Source organism: Pseudoduganella violaceinigra DSM 15887 (genome assembly GCF_000425385.1).
Classification (GTDB): Bacteria; Pseudomonadota; Gammaproteobacteria; order Burkholderiales; family Burkholderiaceae_D; genus Rugamonas; species Rugamonas violaceinigra.
Map to the genome: position 1 here is coordinate 20,457 of NZ_AUDI01000023.1, position 18,770 is coordinate 39,226.

The 18,770-nt window shown below is 62.8% G+C and carries 20 protein-coding genes and 1 tRNA gene; 12 read left to right on the plus strand and 9 right to left on the minus strand.

The genetic code is table 11. The annotated features are described in order from the left end of the window. The first annotated feature begins 121 nt into the window (after positions 1 to 121). Genes H597_RS31020 through H597_RS31025 form a run of 4 tightly spaced genes read left to right on the plus strand, consistent with a single transcriptional unit; the run spans position 122 to position 3,580 of the window. Complete coding sequence (locus H597_RS31020) at positions 122 to 547, plus strand: MarR family winged helix-turn-helix transcriptional regulator (RefSeq protein ID WP_051293814.1); 426 nt, start codon at positions 122 to 124, stop codon at positions 545 to 547. 49 nt (positions 548 to 596) lie between these two features. Continuing rightward, positions 597 to 806 carry a YtcA family lipoprotein gene (locus H597_RS0114960; protein WP_051293815.1) on the plus strand — a complete coding sequence of 70 codons (210 nt, stop codon included), beginning with the start codon at positions 597 to 599 and terminating at the stop codon, positions 804 to 806. Positions 807 to 815: 9 nt separating this feature from the next. Continuing rightward, positions 816 to 1,841: a multidrug transporter subunit MdtN gene (mdtN, locus tag H597_RS0114965; RefSeq protein WP_028102863.1), complete on the plus strand. Its 1,026-nt coding sequence runs from the start codon at positions 816 to 818 to the stop codon at positions 1,839 to 1,841. Positions 1,842 to 1,846: 5 nt separating this feature from the next. Further along, on the plus strand, positions 1,847 to 3,580 hold the full coding sequence (locus tag H597_RS31025; protein WP_035374352.1) for an FUSC family protein: 1,734 nt from the start codon (positions 1,847 to 1,849) through the stop codon (positions 3,578 to 3,580). On the opposite strand, the gene H597_RS31030 is transcribed toward H597_RS31025, so the two are convergent. Further along, the gene (locus H597_RS31030) at positions 3,570 to 4,226 is read right to left on the minus strand and encodes a hypothetical protein (RefSeq protein ID WP_154668118.1); all 657 of its coding nucleotides are present in this window, start codon (positions 4,224 to 4,226) and stop codon (positions 3,570 to 3,572) included. The genes H597_RS31025 and H597_RS31030 overlap by 11 nt on opposite strands. Before the next feature lie 163 nt (positions 4,227 to 4,389). On the opposite strand from H597_RS31030, the gene H597_RS0114980 reads away from it, so the two are divergent. Continuing rightward, entirely contained in the window at positions 4,390 to 6,612 is a 2,223-nt protein-coding gene (locus H597_RS0114980) for a DUF945 family protein (protein WP_154668119.1), read from the plus strand. A gap of 12 nt (positions 6,613 to 6,624) precedes the next feature. Here the strand turns inward: H597_RS0114980 and H597_RS0114985 are convergent, their stop codons facing one another. Both H597_RS0114985 and H597_RS0114990 read right to left on the minus strand, forming a co-directional pair. Next, positions 6,625 to 7,308 (minus strand): pentapeptide repeat-containing protein, encoded by a 684-nt coding sequence (locus H597_RS0114985; RefSeq protein ID WP_051293817.1) that lies wholly within the window; start codon positions 7,306 to 7,308, stop codon positions 6,625 to 6,627. After that, positions 7,308 to 7,523: a hypothetical protein gene (locus H597_RS0114990; RefSeq protein WP_028102866.1), complete on the minus strand. Its 216-nt coding sequence runs from the start codon at positions 7,521 to 7,523 to the stop codon at positions 7,308 to 7,310. Before H597_RS0114990 ends, H597_RS0114985 begins: the two co-directional genes overlap by 1 nt. Positions 7,524 to 7,626: 103 nt before the next feature. On the opposite strand from H597_RS0114990, the gene H597_RS0114995 reads away from it, so the two are divergent. The 4 genes from H597_RS0114995 (at position 7,627) to H597_RS0115010 (ending at position 9,765) form a co-directional block, all read left to right on the plus strand. Continuing rightward, a tRNA-Lys gene (locus tag H597_RS0114995) sits at positions 7,627 to 7,702 on the plus strand. 48 nt (positions 7,703 to 7,750) lie between these two features. Further along, the gene (locus tag H597_RS0115000) at positions 7,751 to 8,437 is read left to right on the plus strand and encodes a YjjG family noncanonical pyrimidine nucleotidase (RefSeq protein WP_028102867.1); all 687 of its coding nucleotides are present in this window, start codon (positions 7,751 to 7,753) and stop codon (positions 8,435 to 8,437) included. A gap of 84 nt (positions 8,438 to 8,521) precedes the next feature. Beyond that, positions 8,522 to 9,145 (plus strand): hypothetical protein, encoded by a 624-nt coding sequence (locus H597_RS33360; RefSeq protein WP_154668120.1) that lies wholly within the window; start codon positions 8,522 to 8,524, stop codon positions 9,143 to 9,145. A gap of 44 nt (positions 9,146 to 9,189) precedes the next feature. Next, positions 9,190 to 9,765, plus strand: coding sequence for a hypothetical protein (locus tag H597_RS0115010; RefSeq protein WP_028102869.1), 576 nt, complete (start codon positions 9,190 to 9,192; stop codon positions 9,763 to 9,765). Here H597_RS0115010 and H597_RS0115015 read toward each other — a convergent pair. The 3 genes from H597_RS0115015 to H597_RS31040 are packed head-to-tail and all read right to left on the minus strand — an operon-like array spanning position 9,762 to position 12,085. After that, entirely contained in the window at positions 9,762 to 11,216 is a 1,455-nt protein-coding gene (locus tag H597_RS0115015) for an MDR family MFS transporter (protein WP_229632178.1), read from the minus strand. The two genes, H597_RS0115010 and H597_RS0115015, sit on opposite strands and share 4 nt — an antisense overlap. After that, positions 11,213 to 11,671: a MarR family winged helix-turn-helix transcriptional regulator gene (locus tag H597_RS0115020; protein ID WP_028102871.1), complete on the minus strand. Its 459-nt coding sequence runs from the start codon at positions 11,669 to 11,671 to the stop codon at positions 11,213 to 11,215. The genes H597_RS0115015 and H597_RS0115020 overlap by 4 nt, the downstream gene beginning before the upstream one ends. 21 nt (positions 11,672 to 11,692) lie before the next feature. Further along, on the minus strand, positions 11,693 to 12,085 hold the full coding sequence (locus tag H597_RS31040) for a hypothetical protein (RefSeq protein ID WP_035374333.1): 393 nt from the start codon (positions 12,083 to 12,085) through the stop codon (positions 11,693 to 11,695). A 68-nt stretch (positions 12,086 to 12,153) separates the two neighbouring features. Between H597_RS31040 and H597_RS0115030 the strand changes: the two genes are divergently transcribed. Further along, positions 12,154 to 13,218 carry an aromatic ring-hydroxylating oxygenase subunit alpha gene (locus H597_RS0115030; RefSeq protein WP_028102872.1) on the plus strand — a complete coding sequence of 355 codons (1,065 nt, stop codon included), beginning with the start codon at positions 12,154 to 12,156 and terminating at the stop codon, positions 13,216 to 13,218. Further along, entirely contained in the window at positions 13,202 to 14,509 is a 1,308-nt protein-coding gene (locus H597_RS0115035; RefSeq protein ID WP_028102873.1) for an APC family permease, read from the plus strand. The genes H597_RS0115030 and H597_RS0115035 overlap by 17 nt, the downstream gene beginning before the upstream one ends. On the opposite strand, the gene H597_RS0115040 is transcribed toward H597_RS0115035, so the two are convergent. After that, positions 14,448 to 15,719 carry a hypothetical protein gene (locus H597_RS0115040; protein ID WP_028102874.1) on the minus strand — a complete coding sequence of 424 codons (1,272 nt, stop codon included), beginning with the start codon at positions 15,717 to 15,719 and terminating at the stop codon, positions 14,448 to 14,450. The two genes, H597_RS0115035 and H597_RS0115040, sit on opposite strands and share 62 nt — an antisense overlap. On the opposite strand from H597_RS0115040, the gene H597_RS34840 reads away from it, so the two are divergent. Then, positions 15,718 to 15,858 carry a hypothetical protein gene (locus tag H597_RS34840; RefSeq protein ID WP_154668121.1) on the plus strand — a complete coding sequence of 47 codons (141 nt, stop codon included), beginning with the start codon at positions 15,718 to 15,720 and terminating at the stop codon, positions 15,856 to 15,858. The two genes, H597_RS0115040 and H597_RS34840, sit on opposite strands and share 2 nt — an antisense overlap. 160 nt (positions 15,859 to 16,018) lie before the next feature. On the opposite strand, the gene H597_RS31045 is transcribed toward H597_RS34840, so the two are convergent. Beyond that, on the minus strand, positions 16,019 to 17,128 hold the full coding sequence (locus H597_RS31045; RefSeq protein ID WP_051293818.1) for a sterol desaturase family protein: 1,110 nt from the start codon (positions 17,126 to 17,128) through the stop codon (positions 16,019 to 16,021). Further along, positions 17,103 to 18,764 (minus strand): hypothetical protein, encoded by a 1,662-nt coding sequence (locus H597_RS0115055; RefSeq protein ID WP_154668122.1) that lies wholly within the window; start codon positions 18,762 to 18,764, stop codon positions 17,103 to 17,105. Before H597_RS0115055 ends, H597_RS31045 begins: the two co-directional genes overlap by 26 nt. Positions 18,765 to 18,770: the final 6 nt, after the last annotated feature.

An 18,770-nucleotide genomic window follows, 5' to 3' on the forward strand; every position in this document is an offset into this window, starting at 1 on the left:
GCTCCGCCTGGAAAGTTGAAAATGCGGCGGATTCTAAAAAGTAAAAATGACAAGGTGATGAATCAGGCAAGCGTGCGCACAGTGCTTGACAATCATTGCCCAGGCAACATATAGTTCATTTATGAATAAAATCCCGCTCCCCCGCCGTGTTGCCCGCCTGATCAGCCGCGCCCAGTCCGTCCTGGCGGACGAGCTCGACGCCAAACTGGCGCCGTTCGATATCACGGCGGCGCAGTACGTGGTGCTGTCCACCCTGCACAGCGGCCGCGCCAATATCGCGGCACAGATCTGCAAGGAGCTGTCCTACAGCCCGGGCGCGATGACGCGCATGCTGAACCGGCTGGAGCAGAAAGGCATGATCCAGAAAGGGCCAAGCCTGGACAGCCGCCGCACCGTGCGCCTGGAATTGACGGAAGCAGGCCAGCGCCTGTTCCCCAGCCTGCTGGCGGCGTCGGGCACGGTCATCGCAGACTACTTCGGCACGTTCAGTACGCAGGAACTGGAAACGTTCGAGGCCCTGCTGCTGAAAATGTTCGCGGGGAAGTGAGTCTTTTTTGCCCAAACAGTTGCCTAGGCAACCAATTCATAGGAACGCAATGGAACCATCAATCAATGTGCTGGGCGCTTACTTCCCGGACTGGCTGTTCTGCATCGCGGGTGCCACGGTGCTGAGTTTCCTGCTGCACGCGCTGTTGTCCGCGCGCGGCTGGCTGGTGGGCGTGCCCTCGCACCTGCTTGCGCTGGGCTATCCCGCCTTCGCCACCGTGCTGTCGCTGTCCGCATGGCTCATGCTTTTCCAACATTAAGGCGCCACCATGAAGAAAACCCGCAACTCCCGCCTCTGGAGCGCCATCGTGCTGACGCTCACCCTGACGGCGATCGGCCTGGCCATCTATGTGGTGCGCACCCTCGACCGCGCGCCGCGCACCGACGATGCCTATGTCTACGCCGACACGATCACCGTCGCGCCCGAAGTCAATGGCCGTATCGTGGAACTGGCAGTGACCGATAACCAGCGAGTGAAGCAAGGCGACCTGCTGTTTCGCATCGATCCCCAGCCCTTCGCGGAAACCCTGGCCAAGGCCGAAGCCAGCCTGAAGGCGCTCGACAGCGAAATCAGGCTGACCCGGCGCGCGGTGGAAGCGCAGAAATTCGCTGCTGCCGCCTCGCGCGCCAACGTCGAACATGCCCGGGCGGCGAACGAACAGGCGGGCGACACGCTGGCGCGCCTGGAGCCCCTGCTCAGCAAAGGCTTCGTGTCCGCGGAGCGCATCGACCAGGCGCGCACGGCCAAGCGCAGCGCACAATCCCAACTCAGCGCCGCACTGCTGGACGCGCAGCGGGCCGAGGCCTCGGTCAGCGGCGTCGACGCGCTCGTCGCGAAACGCGAAGTCGCCAAGGCTGAAATCGCCCTGGCGCGCCTGAACCTCTCCTACACCGAAGTGCGCGCACCGGGCGACGGCATTGTGCTCAACCTGAAAACCGCGCCCGGCCAATTTGTCGGCGCCGGCCATCCGGTCTTCACGCTGGCCAGCTCGAACCGCTGGTATGTGGTGGCCAATTTCCGCGAGACCGACCTAGCCGGTATCAAGGCCGGCCGCCACGCCCAGGTCTATCTGCTGGGGGACACCTCGAAGCGCTACAGCGGCACGGTGGAATCGATCGGCTACGGCGTATTCCCGGATGACGGCGGCAGCGAAGTGGCCGGCCTGCCGCGCGTGCCGCGCTCGATCAACTGGGTGCGGGTGGCGCAGCGCTTCCCGGTGCGTATCCTGGTCGAACAGCCCGATGCCGCTTTCCGCATCGGCGCCTCCGCCGTGGCCATGCTGGGCACCCGGTGAGCGCCATGGACACCCTGCTCGCCCGCGTGCGCGCCGAGCTGGCGCCCTTCCCCGGCCGCATGGATGCCGTGTGGCGCCTGCTGGCCAGCTGCACCCTGGTCATCGTCTGCTCCATGACTCTGCAAGTGCCCTCGCTCACGCTGTCGCTGATCATGGTGTTCTTCACGGCGCAGGAAAACACCGTGCTCACCCGCATGAGCGGCATCGCGCTGATCATCGGCAGTACGCTGGCGGTCGCATCATCCCTGCTGCTGGTCAAATTCACCATCGACGTGCCCATGCTGCGCATTCTGGGAGCGGCCTTGATCGCATTTTGCGGCATGTATTTTCTACGGGCCAGCAAGCGCGGGGCCATCGGCTTTCTAGTGGCGCTGATCGTCGTGTACGCCCAAAGCATGGCCGACATTTATGAAAGCCCGGAAGTGCTGACGCGCGCCCTGCTGTGGGTATGGGTTGCGTCCACCTATCCGATCGTCCTGACCATGACGGTACAGCGCCTGTTCCGGCCTGCGTTGCCGGTCCGGCTGCTGGTTGAAGAATATGCGCGCCAGTTGGACGAGGTCGTGCATCAGCTCGATGCACGCCTGGCGGGCACTGCCCCGCCGCGCTTCCACAGCGGGCGCGTTGGCCAGGGCGTACTCGCCGTGCAGCGCCAGCTGGCATTTGCCGCGCTGGGAAACCAGGAACGCAGCATGGCGCGTGCCGCGGCGATCAGCCGCCTGCACGCGGCGGCGGCACAACTGGCCCGCCAAGCACCTGTCGATGTCTCGCCAGACGAGCGCATTCGCATGCTCGCCATGCGTGACGCATGCATATCGCTGCGTGACTGCCTGGGGCATGACGCGCCCTTCCATCTTTCGGCGCAGGACAAAGGGGAAGCACGCCATAGCGGCGCCCCCCGTCCCATCCTGCGTGAAATGGAGCGCGCATTGCGCGCAGCGGCATCCGCCGAAAGCGCCGCCAACGAGCCTGGCGCCGCTTCGCCGCCGCAGCCGCAGCCGGCCGCTACCGCAAGCGAAGCAAACCGCCTGCTCTATGCGAAATTCGCATTCAAGGCCGTGCTGGCGGCCATGGGCACCTATGTCATCTATACAGCCCTGCAATGGCCCGGTATCCACACCGCCATGCAGACCTGCATCATACTGGCCCTGCCCAGCCTCGGCGCGACCACCCACAAAGGCATCACCCGCTTGCTGGGTTGCTGCCTGGGCAGCTTGGCGGCGCTGGTGGCAACCGTGTTCGTGGTTCCGCACCTGGAAAGCATCGTCGGCCTACTGGCCATGTCGCTGCCCATCATCGCTGCCGGCGCCTGGATCGCAGTCGGCTCGCCGCGCTCGAACTATATCGGCGTGCAGATGATGTTCGCATTCGCCCTCGCGCAACTGGGCAGCTTCGGCCCCGTCACCGACGTGACCGAAATCCGCGACCGCCTGGTGGGCATTCTGCTGGGACTCGCCGTCTCGATCACGGTCTATACGGTGCTGTGGCCGGAACGCGAAGGCGATGCACTCAAAACCGCCCTGGCGAAATTAAGGAAAGCAGTGTCGGCCTGCGCGCATGCCAGCCATGAAAATATCAGCGCCGCGCGGCTACAGGCATGGGTTCTGCTGCAGCAGTGCCGCGAGCTGCAGGCGCGGGTCGCGCTGGAACCGGGCTGGCGCGGGCGCAAATCGCGCCGCGTTGCCCGGCAGCTGGCGCAGGCGGAAGAAAGCCTGGCGGCGCAGGGCCTCAGGTCTTAGACAATGCGTTCACCAGCTCTTTTTCCAGCGAGGCAAAGTTGCCCTGGACGCTTTGCAGGCTGCCCTGTATCTGCACGGCCGCATAATAGAGGCCGGTGCCGTCCACCTTTCCGAAATCAAGATCGGCCGCCTTGTTGAAGAACGACGGCGCGTCGACCATCTTCAGCACGTCGACGCTTGCATTATCGCGCTGCAAGGCATAAACCCCGGCGTAGCGCTGCAGGCGAACCGGGTCCATCCAGCTCGCGGCCTGGCTGGCCACAGCCACTTCCCAGGCTTCGCGGCGCAAGGTCGGCGTCGCCACGTGGATGCCGAACTTGTGGTCGCTGGCTGCCATCAGGTGTTCCAAAAGCTGTTTGCCTTCCACTTTATCGCGGATGTCCTGGCTAAGCACTTTGCGAACCTTCTCGAGCCGCTCGATTTCCAGCTGGTTCTTGTGCATGGTGGCGCGCAATTCTTCAAGGTTGGCCCGCATCTCTGCATTGATGCTCTCCTCCGCCGCATGTGCGCGGTGGCTGTGGTGCCAGCTTTGCACCGCGTGTTCCAGCGCCAGCGCAGTCAGGATACTCACCACAATCATGGTGTATTCGCCGGCGAACATTTTCATGGAGGCGAGCGCGCCCTTTTTCGGCATTTCTACGTGCATTGGCTTAGTCCTTGGTCTATCGCCCTCGCGGCGGGGCGCGCATTATCTTACACTATTGGCATGTCTTTTTTAGAACGAAAATCACGGAGTGATAAAGAGCGCATTTTTTCGCCTCCGCGCCGCACTATAATCTCCGCGAATTCAACAGCAACCGCTTTCCACAGTGTCTAAATCGCAACTCCTCTGGGCCTTGCTTGCCCTGTCTCCCCTCGCATTTGCCGAACCAGCCAATACGCCGCAAACCGCCAGAGCCGCTTCCGGCTACGCGAACGAATACCTGATGCGCGAGCTGGGTGCCCGCATGTCGGTACCGCAAGGGAAAACCATCCAGCCTGATAAACCCAGCAAAAACTATTATTCAGCGCAGCAGCGCGAAGCACTGCGCACCGTGTTCGGCAGCGAGAATCCGCTTCTCGCCAAGCGCCAGCCGGCTGGCGGCGGCCGCATCAACTACAGCCTGTCCCTGCCGGCCGGCCATTACCAGGACGCTTCTGCCCTGACGATTTGGGACCAGGGCGACATGCAGGTGGCCGTCGCCCCGAATGGCAGCCAGGTCTATTCCGGCAGCCTGCCGTCCCTCAGCAGTCTGGATAAGGCAGGCCGCTTCGACATCAAGGCAGTCAGCGCCAAGGGCCATTCCATGGCCGGCTCCTGGGGCGGAAAAGCCCACGGGGAAATCGCACAAGTGAGCTACACCCCGCACAGCGATGCGCACAAGGGCTTCAGCCTCGAACATCTGCGCTACGACAGCGATTACAAGCGCCAGGGCCAATACATCAGCGGCGGAGCCGAATACAGCATCGGCCGCGCCAGTGCCGAGGGCCAATCGATCGACCAGTTGCATCTGTCACTGCGCTGGCGCCAGCTGGATGCCGCCGCGCTGGCGGGGCTTAAACTGGAAGCGGACCGCTTGCGGACCGCCGGCTGGCTGACGGCGGACGGCGATGAGTTCCTGAACCGCAGTGCCCCGATGCTGAAACGCTTGCTCATGGGCGGCGCGGCACTGGAGATCGAAGACCTGAGCGGCAGCTATCGCGGTCAAAAGCTGACCGTCAAAGGCAAGCTGGCCCTGCCAAACGCCAAGGATGCCGACTTTTCATCAGGTCCCGCCCTGTTGAACAAGCTGGTGGGCAGATTGGAAATCGCAGTCCCTCAGCAACTACTGCGCGAGATCGCGGCGACAATGGCGGAGCAATACCAGCGCAGCAATCCTGGTATGGAGACGCCGCTCGACAAGCTGACCGCACAATTCTATGAGGCGATGTCCAGCAAGGCCCTTGCCAGCAATTACGTGCGGCAGGATAAAGACATGCTGCGCACCCTGATCGAACTGAAGGATGGGGTCGTGACCATCAATGGCAACGCCCTGCCGCCGGAAGTCCTGTTGAAGCTATTCGGCAAAGGCAAGGTGCCGCCCGCCGACACCGAAGCACCGGTTGCCATCACCATGCGCCAGCGCGGCCTGCAGGCCGCGCAGCAGTTTGCAGAGAGCGGTGACGGCAAGGGCATGCTCGAACTATGCCAGCGCATGGTCGACGGTTTTGAAGTGGACCGGGACCTGCAAAAGGCTAACGAATGGTGCGGCAAGGCCTGGGATAAGAGCCTGTACGCTGCGGCAATCCCATTGGGCGAACCTTTCCTGAACGGGGAATTGAACGATCCAGCCATTCCCCGCAGGCTGCAGGAAGCCGCCGACAAACAGCATTTGCCGGAGGCGCAATTCCTGATGTCGCGCCTGCACCGCGAAGGCAAAGGCGTGCCAAAAGACCTGGAGAAAGCTGGCGCCTATCTGCAGCAATCGGCTGACCAGGGCTACCTGAAAGCATTCCAGGCAAAGGTGGAAACCGATGCTGGCAAGCGCAGCGCCAGCCCAGATTCGAAATCTGGCGAAGACGGCGCCGCCGCTGCGGCAGCCGCTGCAGTAGCAAACCCGTGGAACCTCTTGATGCAAGTGGAGGCCGGCTTTATTTCCGAGCAGTCCTACCGCTTTGACTCGGATAAGCATCGGCGCCTGGACGTATCGCTGGACAAGCTGAAGACACATGAGAAATGGGCCCCGCTGCTCGCGGTCTGCCTGTCTGCAAATAATCCAAGTGACGTCGCCTGCTTCAGGCTGATTGCCTACAAGGGCGAGAAGCCACGACTCCAGGCCAGCAGTGATATTAGCGGCAACCAGAGCGAGCAGAGACACAACATCCAGGCTCTGGCAACGTCATTCGAGCCTGGTGAGAATGTCGACCTCACGGTATATGCCAGCGGCAAACAGGTCCATTTCGTCGTGAATGGCAAAGAATCGCTGGTGCAGGACGTGGACTTCCCGGCAGAAGTCCTGACGCTCCACTGCTCAACAGGAGATTGCAATTTCAATTTCCTGCCAGCGCCGTAAGCCCGCACCGGGCTAGGACACCAACAAGCCCATCTCGCCCAGGATAACGGCTGCCTGGGCGTGTGAGATCACCGCCCCCTTGAATGCGCGCATGTCGGCGATCTTAAGACCGCCGAGCTCGGCCCCGCGCAAGTCGGCGCCTTCGAAGCGCGCCAGCTTGAGTACCGCCTCGCGCAGGCTGCCGCCCTCAAAAACGGCTTCGCGGAAATCGCAGCCGGACAAATCGGCATCCGAGAAATCCAGCTGTACCAGCGACGCCTTGCGGAACGAGAAGCCGCGCATATCCGCGCCCACCAGCAGGCTCTCTTCGAAACTGGCGCCGAGATGGGATACCTCCTCGAAAGATGCGCCAGTCAGCTTGCAGCTGCGGAAGCTGGCCGACGCCAGCCTTGCACGGCGCCACTTGCTGTTATTCAGGTCGCAGCCTTTGAACTGCGCATCGACCAGGTCGGCCGACTCGAAATCCGCCGCCATGGCGCGACAACGCTGCCAGCTGCTGCGGGCCAGCTTGGCCGCATACAGGACCGCGTCGTGGAAAGTGCACGACTCAAACACGCAATCCTGCAGGTCCAGCCGCGACAGGTCCGCGCCGTCGAAGCCGCATTGCACGAAACGCCTGGCGCCGGCGGCAAGATGCCGCGCCAGCGCATCCCGATCCAGGTCGATCCCTTCGATATGATTTAACTGGACTTCCATCACTTGCGCTGGCTGCGGGCAGCATAGGCCTCGTAAATGGTCTTTGCGTCCTTGTGCGCCTGGTCGATGCTGCGCAGCTTCTTGTCATCGTCATGGCGCACGAAGAATTCCGCGTTCTGCGCATCCATGACCAGTTTGATCGCGACGGAGTCCTTCAAGTTATATTTTTCGAAGATGAGCGTGGTCACTTCGTCGAGGTATTCTTCGTAAGTCATGTGATTTCCAATGGAGCGGCAAAGTGCGCTGATTATAAGCTTGCCCCGGCTTAAAGCTTGCACTTGCCGAATCGATTCAAGGTCTATATAATTCATGCCCTTCGGGTCGTTAGCTCAGTTGGTAGAGCAGCGGACTTTTAATCCGTTGGTCGCAGGTTCGAGCCCCGCACGGCCTACCAGTATCAGTAAAATAGCCAGCCTTCGGGCTGGCTATTTTATTTCTGCGTATGAAGCATTCTCTATTCCTCTTCGACCTCGACGACACCCTGCTGGACTTCCGCGCCTCGGAACAGCTCTCCTTCGAACGCGTGCTGCGTGAGCTTGGCTTCCAGGCTGGAATCGATAAGCTGTTTCAGCAGTATCAGATTTTCAATATCGAGTTATGGCGCGCTTTTGAGGCCGGCACGGTATCGAAGGACTTCCTCAAAATCGAACGCTTCCGCAAGACGTTTGCAGCAAACAAGCTCGAACTTGATCCCCACCAGGCAAGCCATCGCTACCTGGAATCGCTGTCGGAAACCGTGGTGCTGGTCGATGGCGCCAGAAACCTGTGCGCCACACTTGCCGCCGCCGGCGAAGTGGGCATCATTACCAATGGTGTGGCGCATATCCAGGATCGCCGCATCGCCAACTCCGGCCTGGGCGATTACATCTCCTTTACCGCCACCTCGGAAGCTTGCGGCTTTGCCAAGCCGGATACGCGCTTCTTTGAATACGCAAGCAGGATGGCGCGCGCCTTCAGCAAGGAGCAGACCGTCATTATCGGCGACCGCCTGGATGCGGACATCCTTGGCGCCAACCGCTTTGGTATCGAGAGCTGCTGGTACAACCCTGGCCGCCTGGCCAATGACACCGCCGCACGCCCCACTTTCGAAGCCAGCCACCTCGATCAAGTAGCGGGCGTGCTCGTTTAAGCAGCGGCACGCCATTTTTCGTGCGCCTGATTACCACAAATGATGTCATTAACACATCATTTGTGACTATTTGATAGTTTTTGAATGGCAACTATTGTTAAAATACTGCATCCAACGTCCGCACCATTGAAAATGTCCGAAAATCTTTACGCCGCCCCGCTTTCCAGCCTTGACGATCACAAGCTGTCTTATCTCGACGACCGCTTTCTTGTGGTTTCGCCGCGAAAACTGTTGGTCATGTCGTTTGCAACTGCCGGCCTGTACCTGTTCCACTGGACCTTCAAGAACTGGGCGCTGCACCGCGACGCAACCGGCGACAACGTGTGGCCGCTGCCGCGTACGATCTTCTGCGTCTTCTATACACACAGCCTGCTCCGCCACATCGCGAACCACGACACCAGCGGCCATCGCCGCGCCTGGGACAGCGACAGCTACGCCACCGCCCTGGTGCTCGTGATGCTGGCCAACTACGCACTATCCTGGACCGGTCAGGGTTCGCGCATCATTAGCGGCCTGGCGTTCCTGATGCTGATTCCGACCACCCTACTCACGAAGCAGGTGCAGATTGAAATCAATGCGCGTTGTGGCGACCCGGAAGGCAGCAGCAACGACAGCATCACCGGCGCGAACATCGGCTGGATCGTCGTCGGCGCGGTGTTCTGGCTCTTCGCTCTGATCGGCCTCATGATTCCGCCTTACGTCGAATAAACATTCATCGCAATTCAAGCCATTTCACCACCTCGGGATCACATATGTCCAACAACGTCTACGCCGCACCATTGTCCAACCTCGACGACCGGATCGAGGCCGGCTCCGATGATCGCTTCTACGTCGTTTCGACGCGCAAAATGCTGATCCTGTACTTCCTGACCTTGGGCTTTTACCGCCTCTATTGGAATTACAAGAACTGGTCCCTGCACAACAAGGCCACGGGAGAAGGTGTATGGCCAGTTCCGCGCGCGATCTTTTCGGTGTTTTTCACGCACGCGCTGTTCCGCAATGTCGAGTCTCACGATGCTACGGGCGAACGCGGATCCTGGGATGCCGGCAAACTCTCAACCGCCATGGTGATTGCCCTGATCACCAGCAACATCCTTGCCCGCCTGTCCTGGAAAGGTATTGGCTTTCCATACGTTAACATCGCATCCTTGCTGATCATGCTGCCGATCGGCTTCCTGTTGAAGAAGGCGCAGGATGAAATCAACGCACGCTGCGGCGACCCGGCCGGAAGCACGAATGCGTCGTTCTCGGCCGGGAACATCGCTCTTTGCGTCGTCGGCGGCTTATATTGGCTGCTGGCGATCGCCGGGCTCTGTTCCCAGCCTTAATCGGATTTGTGGCCTGCCATCGGAATCTCCGGCAGGAACAGCAACGCGATCAAACCAAGCAACACCAGCACGGCGCCAGCGCCAAAGATACCCGCGATCGCGTGGCGATAGACCGCCACCGTCGACGGCAGGACGCTGACGCCCTCGCCCACCGCCGCTACCGCTTGCACGCCGTGCATATGCAGCGAACGCGCCAGCATGGCGCCCGAGCCGGTCACGCCCAGCAAACCGCCCAGCGAACGGAAAAACGTCAGCATCGCCGTTCCCACCCCGCGCCGCGCGGGCGGCAAGGCGTTCTGCACCGCGATGGTCATATTCGGCATCACCAAGCCGAGCCCTGCGCCAAGCAGGAAGATCGCCGGCTCGATTACCCAATAGCCCCACCCCGCCTCCATGCCCCAGGCCAGCGTGGCAAACGCGATCAGGGCGGCAACCAGGCCGCCCAGTTGCACAGCCTTGTATTTTCCGGTGCGCGCCAGTATGCGGCCGCTGGCGATCGACGAACCGACCAGGCCAATCATCATGGCCACGGTCAGCATGCCTGAACTGGCCGGGCTGCTGCCCATCACCACCTGGAAGAACAGCGGGAAGAACACCGTGGCGCCCATCAGTCCCATCAGGGTCAGCGCCATCACCACGCTGGCGATATTGAACACGCGGTTGCCGAACAAGTCGGGCGGCAGCACGGGCTCCGGCACTTTGCGCACATGGATCGCCAACCAGGCGCCCAGCACCACGGCCAGTACGCTGCATACCCGCACCTGCAAGGAATCCCAGGCCCATTCGGTGCCGCCCAGCGCCAGCACCAGCAGCGCCGCGGTGATCGAAGCCGTCATCAGCACCGAGCCAAGGTAGTCGACCCGGTGCGCGTGGCGCACCTCCTCCTTATGCAGGGCGCGCACAATGGCGTAGAAGGCCACAGCGCCGACCGGCAGGTTGACGTAGAAAGTCCAGTGCCACGACAGCGCATCGGTGATCAATCCGCCGAGCACGGGACCGAGCAGGCCGGTGGCGGCGTACACCACAGGCACCATGCCCATGCGCTTGCCGCGCTCCGCCGGCGGAATGATGTCGGCGATGATGATCTGCGCCAGTGGCAGAAAGCCGCCCGCGCCCACGCCCTGCAGCGCGCGGAATACGATCAACTGCGTCATGTTCTGCGACAGGCCGCACAGTGCGGAGCCAAGCAGGAAGGCGCCCATCGCCGCAAAAATCATGGGCCTGCGCCCGTATTGGTCTGCCAGCTTGCCATACAACGGCATGGTGGCGGTCGACGCCAGCACATAGGCCGTCACCACCCACGACAGGTGGGCCATGCCGCCCAGGTCGGCCACGATACGCGGCAAGGCGGTGGCGACGATGCTCTGGTCCAGCGCGCTGAGACCCAGTACGGCCATCATGGCAAGGTAGACGGCGCGGATTTCGCGCTCGGTGATCGGGGTGTCCTTCATGGCTGTCCAATTTCGTTCAGGGGCTCGATGGCGGCTTCCAGTGCCGCCAGCTGGGATGGCGTGAGGCGGGCAATGCGGCGCGACATCCAGTCCCGCCGCTTGTCGCGCAAGGCTTCGATGCGCTCGGCGGCGAGCTGCGTGACCAGCAGGCCCGAGCGGCGCCGGTCCTGCGGATCGGGCGCGCTGCGCTCCAGCAGCCCAGCCTCCTCCATCGCCTTCACATGGCCGCTCATGGTCGCCGTCCTGACGTTCTCCAGTCGCGCGAGATCCGCCACGCCGATGCCCGGCTGGTCCTGGATGATGGAGAGCAGCATGTACTGCACCAAGGGGATATCGCCGCCGTTTTCGCTGGCGTCGCGCCGCATTTCGCGCACCAGGCGCTTCAGCACCAGGCGCAGCTCTTCGCTGACCGCCTGCACCCGCGGCGATAGCGAAGCCTCATGATTTTTTGACATTGGACAAGATGGTTAGGAAGCCTAACTATCTATTTTAGCGGAATCTCCCTGGCCGCGCAAAAGCCCCAGCAGGTATCCTCTTGCCGCCTGCTTTTCCATCCCCTTTTCCTCCAGATGCGGCAGCAGCTTCTCGAACAGCTGGCGGCGCTTGTGCCCGGCGCCGGAAATATCGCGCCGGTCGGAAAAGAAATCCATCAGGGTGGAGCCGCAAATGCAGTTGCGGTAAGCCTCCACGATGGCGATGTTGTCGTCATCGAAGGCCTGCTTCAGGCCGGAGATATTCGCGCGCAGCGACTTGGTCTGCTGGATGAAGTCGGCGGCTGTGCTGAACATCCGCCCGCAGTTGTTGCAATGCTTGGGAAAGGCAGACGCGGCCAGCGCCCGCAGGCCTTCGAAGAAAAGCAGTTCTTCCATCGTGCGCCCTCCGCTTCCAGTTCCGGACAATTTGTGAGAGAGTAAATCTTTCTCGCACGGAGCAAATAATGAGCCTGCAGGAGCATTACCGTATCGAGCCGCTGGAGCAGGCACACGCGCTGCATGCCGGTTTCTACACCGGCATGCACTGGCTGGATTTCGAACAGCGCGAAGTGTTCGGCAAGAGCTGGCAACTGGCCGCGCATGCCGGCGACCTGCAGCATCCAGGCGACCATGTGACCGCAGATATCGCAGGCAAGCCCATCATCATCATATGCCAGCAGGACGGCAGCCTGCAGGCTTTCTTCAATGTCTGCCGCCATCGGGCCGGGCCACTTGCAACTTGCAATGGAAAAGGCGCGCGGGCGCTGCACTGCAAATACCATGGCTGGACCTACGAGCTGGATGGCGGGCTGCGCGCCGCCACCGAGATGCAGGACGCCGCCGGCTTCGACAAATCGGCGATCCGCCTGCCGCGCGTTCAGGTGCGCGCCTGGCAAGGCTTGGTCTTCGTGGCGCTGGATATCGCTACCCCGCCGTTCGAACAGGTCTTTGCCGGCATCGGCGAACGCATTGCGGTGGCCGGATTGCCGCAGATGCGCTTTGCCAAGCGCGACACCTACCAGCTCGCATGCAACTGGAAGGTCTACATCGACAACTTCCTGGAAGGCTACCACCTGCCCTTCGTCCACCCCGGCCTGTCGAAAGTGCTCGACTACCGCGCCTATGACACCGAACTGGCGCAATGGCATTCGCTGCAGCACTCGCCGCTGCGCAACAACGACGGCATCTACGGCGACGGCAATGCCTGGTACTACTTCATCTATCCGAACATCATGCTGAACATCACCCCGGGCCGGCTACAGACCAACCGCGTCCTGCCGCAGGGCGACGGGCATTGCATCGTCGAATTCGACTACTACTACACGGACGAGCCGCAAGTGCAGGCGCGCGTCCAGGCCGAACAAGCCTTCAGCGACGAGATCCAGGCCGAGGACATCGCCATCTGCGAGCACGTGCAGCAAGGCCTGGCATCCGGTTCGTACAGCGCCGGACGCCTGAACCCCCGCCGCGAAAGCGGGGTGTGGCATTTCCAGAACCTGCTACGCGCCGCCTATGCACGCCAGGGATAAGGCCAAGCCGCTGGGCTTCTGGATGTGCACCTCGCTGATCGTGGGGAATATGATCGGCATGGGAATTTTCATGCTGCCCGCCGCCCTCGCCCCTTTCGGCAAGAATGCCTTTGCAGGATGGGCCATCACCGTCGTCGGCTGCCTGTTCATCGCCCATGTCTTCGCCCGCCTGGCGCGCGCCATGCCGGATGAGGACGGCCCATACGGCTATTGCCGGCGTGCCTTCGGCAACGGCGTCGCCTTCTTTACCATGTGGTGCTACTGGGTCTCGATCTGGGTTACCAATGCGGCGCTGGCGATCGGCATCGTCGGCTACCTGACAACGCTTCTGCCAGCGCTGTCCTCCCACCCGGCCCTGCCGCCGCTGGCGGCCATGGGCATCATCTGGTTCTTCGTCCTGGTCAGCCTGCGCGGCGCACTGGCCTCGGGACGGGTGCAGCTGGCGTCGGCAGCCCTCAAGCTCCTGCCGATGGGCGCCATCGTACTGCTCGGCGTGTGGATCTTCGCCGCCGACAGTGCCGCCTACGCGGCGCATCTGCCGCCCACACCGTTCACCCTGGACGGCACCGCCGCAGCCGGCACCATCGCCCTGTTCGCCATGCTGGGCGTGGAATGCGCCTCGCTGCCCGCCACCAAAGTGCACCAGCCGGAACGCACCATCCCGCGCGCCACCATTGCCGGGACGCTGGCGGCGGCCATCGTCTATGTCTGCGTCTGCACCATCCCCATGCTGCTCCTGCCGCAGGCCGAGCTGGCGGCTTCCAACGCCCCCTTCGTCGACCTGTTCCGCCACTACTGGGACGCCGGCAGCGGCCATTGGCTGGCACTGGCCGTCATCGTCAGCGGGCTGGGAGCGCTGAACGGATGGACCATGCTGGCAGGCGAAGTGACCGCTTCCATGGCGCGCCACGGCATCTTCCCGGCGGCACTGAACTCGCAGAACCGCCACGGCGCGCCGGCCTGGTCGCTGCTGCTGGTGGGAGTACTGGCCAGCGTCATGGTGGCGATGAACTACAGCCGCTCATTGGCCGAAGGATTCACTTTCCTGACCCTGGTGGTGACGGCGGCCAGCATGCCGCTCTACTTGGTCGGCGGCGCCGCCGTATTCAAGCTGCGCCAGCGCGGCGCCATGCTGGCGACCAGCGCCGTGATGACATGCGTGTTCTCGCTGTGGGCCTTCTACGGCATGGGCCAGGAAGCGTTCTGGTGGGGTGTTGCGCTGGGCGCCGTCAGCCTGCCGGTGTTCTGGCTGGCACGTCTGCGGCGGCGGGCCCAGGCGCCGGTCTGCTGATGCTCTGAATGGCAGAATTGCTCAGCTTTTCCAGAATACGGAACAGCAGTTCGATGCAATAGCCCACCAGGAACGCCAGCGCAAAGGACGCGTACATGGGAGATGCCGTCGGCACCTTGATGAATTCCCCGGCGCCAAGCCAGCCCACCACCACGCCGGCAATGCCCCCCATCGTGATGCGCATCACAACGCTGTACCATTCCATTGACGGTGTCCTGGTGTTGGCAATATTCTGCATCACGAAGATGGAAGCACCCAGCATGCCAAACATCACAGGAAGGCACCACACGACGCGCAAAGAAATTTTGTTCAGGATCGCGCCGGCATAGACCAGCGTTGCGTCCATATCGGTCAACAGCGCGGAGTCGCTGCCATTGCCCAACGCAAGCTGGAAACAATAATCGGAGAGCCACTCCTGCACCGCATCCTTCAGCCACCCTGGATACTTTTGCCAATGCGGAGGCAGCATCCATTGCCCCTCATTGTTCACGCAGAACGCCGAATTTGACTGCTTGCCCGCAGCCTCCGGACTGGCACCGCCATAACTTCCCCCCGAGCTTGAGCCCGACGTCGTCAGCACGCCGCCCCCCGTTAGCGCCGGATCAGGCACAGCTTGCGCCTGTGCCACGGCATCGGAAAGATAGGGGAACAGGGGGAGGCTGGCAACCTCCACGGTGCCCGAATGATACGTGCCGATCAGGCGGTTCAAATGCAAATACTCTTCCCGCTTGAGGTTGTATTTTTCCGTCAGTATGGCCTTGGCTTTGTCGTTCGCTTGCGGCAGTTCCGATTGCGCCAAATGGCGCAGGTCCGACAGCAGGATAGTTGGCTTGGCATCCTTGAAGGCCTCGATGTGCGCCAGCACTTCCTGTTCGCGGCGCAGGGCATCGGCAAAGTAGATGATATTCAACAGCACGGCAAAGGAGAAGATGGTCAGGGCGATGCGCAGGAAGCGCAATCTGCCCTGGTTGGTTTCAAGGAAGGGATCCCGGCCTTCCTTTAAGTCCGCCAGCGTGACCGGCCGGATAATGTTGATCAGACTGCTTAGCAGCTGCGCCAGCGGCCCCACTCTGGGGATCTGGCCATCGTGTATTGCCTGCTCGGCGTGCGTGATCGGATCCAGCATCGCACTATTGCCGATCAAGCCAGCCCGCGCGGCATAGCGCGCTGCGAGGCGCACATCATCGAGCAATATATGCGCCTCTTCCATGGCCTATCCCAAGGTACCCTGCACCGGCCCGAACGGGGTGCGGCAAGTGCAGGCCGCTCCTGGCGGCCCCGGCGGATTGGCCCAGCACCAGAACTGGGGCGTGAAGCAAATGCTGCCAGGCCGATGCGGCGGCACCTGAGCGAACGCCAAGGAAGTCGCGCCGGCCTGACTGAGCATAACAATTACAGCGACCACTAGGCGGACCCTGTGCATGACGCCTCCCTCAGACGATGCCCACATTGTATTCAATGTAGACAGGATGACAGGATTGTCAAGCAGTGAACATTCGTAGCAGTGTGCTACTGATTGGCGGTGGAGGACGCCGGCGGTTGCAGGCAATACGCCATCAGCAACAGCGCCGCGCTGACCGCGCCGACCAGGGCCAGTTTGGGCAGCGGCCCCAGCGATGCGGTATGCGAGACCAGCTGGTTTTGCAGAAGCACGGCGGCGCTGAACATCGCCAGTGCAGCGGCCGTCCAGCGCCGGCCACGCGCGGCTGCGCGCGTCGCGACATACAGCCGCCCCGCCGGCAGCGTGAACGCCGGCCAGGGATCGGCGGCGGCCACATCGGCGGGGCGCCAACCGGTACGGCGGAACCACAATGACAGCTTGTCGCGCCAGCGCGCCGCGCGCACGGCGTCGTGCCACAGCACGGCCGGCCAGGCGAATTGGGCCCACACGGCGTTCCAGCCCGGCCCGCCTTTCCGCACGCCGTACACGCATTCTTCACCTTCCTCGATATAGGTGCCGAACAGGCGGTCCCACAGCATCAGCGTACCGCCGTAGTTGCGGTCAAGGTAGACCTCGTTGACCGCATGGTGCACCCGGTGCGCGCTGGGCGTATTGAGGATGCCTTCGATCAGGGGCACGCGGCGCACCAGGCGCGTGTGGATCCAGAACTGGTAGAACTTGCTCAAGGTGAGCTGGATGATGAACACGCCCGGCGGGCAGCCAAGCAACGCCAGCAGCATGAACAGCGGCGCATGGAACATGTCCTGGAAGGCGCCCTGGCGCAGCGCGGTGGTGAGGTTGAATTCCTCGCTCTGGTGGTGCGGCGAATGCACCGCCCACAGGATATTGATCTCGTGCGACCAGCGGTGCGCCCAGTAGTAGACGAAGTCGAAGACAAAGAAGGACCAGACCCAGGTCCAGGCCGAGTCCGGCCCCGACGGCCACCGCGCGAGATGGCGGAACACCCAGCCATAGGCCAGCAGCATGGCCGCTTTGGTGAAGACTTCCAGGGTCACGGTCCAGATGCCGCACGCCATGCTGGTCAGGCTGTCGGCCAGGGTGTAAGCCTGGACGCGGCGGCGCCAGGCCAGCCAGGCTTCCAGCGCAATCAGGAGCAGGAAAACCGGGGTGGCCGCCGCCACCAGGGCATTGTTATCGAGCATGCGCAGGCTTCGCATCGGCTTTGCGGCCGAGTGCGCTGCGCAGCACGTCGCCAACCGGGCGGTTCAGCACCGCGGCCACTTCCTGCATGCTGACGGGACGGTTCAGCACTGCAGCGACCTCTTTCATGCTCACGGGCCGGTTCAGCACCGCGGCCACGTTCTGGATGCTTGACGCGGCCTGCGCCGCTTGCGCAGCCTTGGCCGCGGCCGCCTTGGCCTTGGCTTCGCGGCGCTCCGCCGCGGCCAGTTCGGCCAGTTGCGCCAGCTGCATCGGGTTCGGGAAGGTGGCGACGAAATAGCGCGGCGGATAGTCGTCGGTGCGCTGCATCAGGGCGCCCACCACCGGCATGGCGGCGTCCCAGCTCACGGTGATCGGCGGATCCAGGCTGGAGGGGTCGGCAAAATACAGCAAATCGGTCTTGGGCAGCAGGCTGGGCATGTCGCGCGTCCAGGTACAGGCGCTGGTGCGCACTTGTTCGTGGCCCAGCTTGCCGACCAGGTAGGTCACCACGCAGCGGTTGCGCCCGCTGGCCAGTTCGTGCGCTTTCAGCAATTCCTTCTGCAGGCGGTAGTCGTTGCCTTCCACATATTTCGCCAGGCTGTTCAGGCGCCGCTCCAGGCCGGGCGGCACGAAAATCTGCCAGCGCCCATCAACCAGGCGCAGCAGCCGTGGCATCACCATCTTTTCTTCGCGCATGGCCGCAATCGCCGCCTTCAGCATGGCATCCATGGCCTGCTCGTTCTGGTCGCTGCACACCATCAGCATGCCGCGCGTAGGGACCATCACCACCGGACGGCCGACGCTGACGGCGCCCTCGATCAACTCGGTCAGCAGCATGCGCGAGGAGGCATAGCCGTCGTCCCAGCCGCCGCCCAGCACACCCGCCGGCGAAGGCAGCAGCGGCGCGGTAGACACCGCGCGCAGGTTGGCGTAGGCGGCGTCGAAGGCCGCCTCCTCGTTCAGGCCCCAGGCCTGCAGGTGGGCTTGCGCCACCCGGTGCACCACGCGCCCGCGCTGGTAGGCCAGGCCGACTTCCAGCCCTTCGCACAAGGGGCGGAACACCAGCGGCGAATAGCCGCGCGCGGCGGCCAGCAGGGCCTGCCCGCGTTCGGCGCAATTGCGCACGATCGGCAGCAGGTAACTGGTGACGTCCTGCGCCATGCCCGGGGTATTGCCCATCAGGACCATGCCGGCGGTATGGCGCAGCAAGTCTTCGCTGGCGGCCAGCGAGGCGCCCAGCCACTCCTGGTACAGGCGTTCGAGCGGCACCACCAGCTCCAGCGGATAGGGCGATTCGGGGCCGGGCACGCCGAACAGCTCGCCTTCCGCCTCGATGAAGCTCCAGCGCCGTCCCGGGTCGAGCATTTCCAGGTGGTCCTGCAGCTGGGTCGCGTATTCGGCCAGGGAGGCGCACGCGAGCGCCTCCTTTTCCGCTTCGATCTCGCAGCGCAGGCCGCATGTCATCAAGGCATCGCGATAGCGTTCGGCCGTGGCCCAGTCGACGCCCTTTTTCAGCACCGCACCGTTGCCTTCGGTAATCGGGCGCACCGCCTCCAGCGGACGGCGGAACAAGAGCATCAGGCGTGCCTCGACCCGCTCCTTCTGGGAGCCTGCTTGCACACCAAGGGTTTTGATCCGATAGGTCGCCACGGGCTT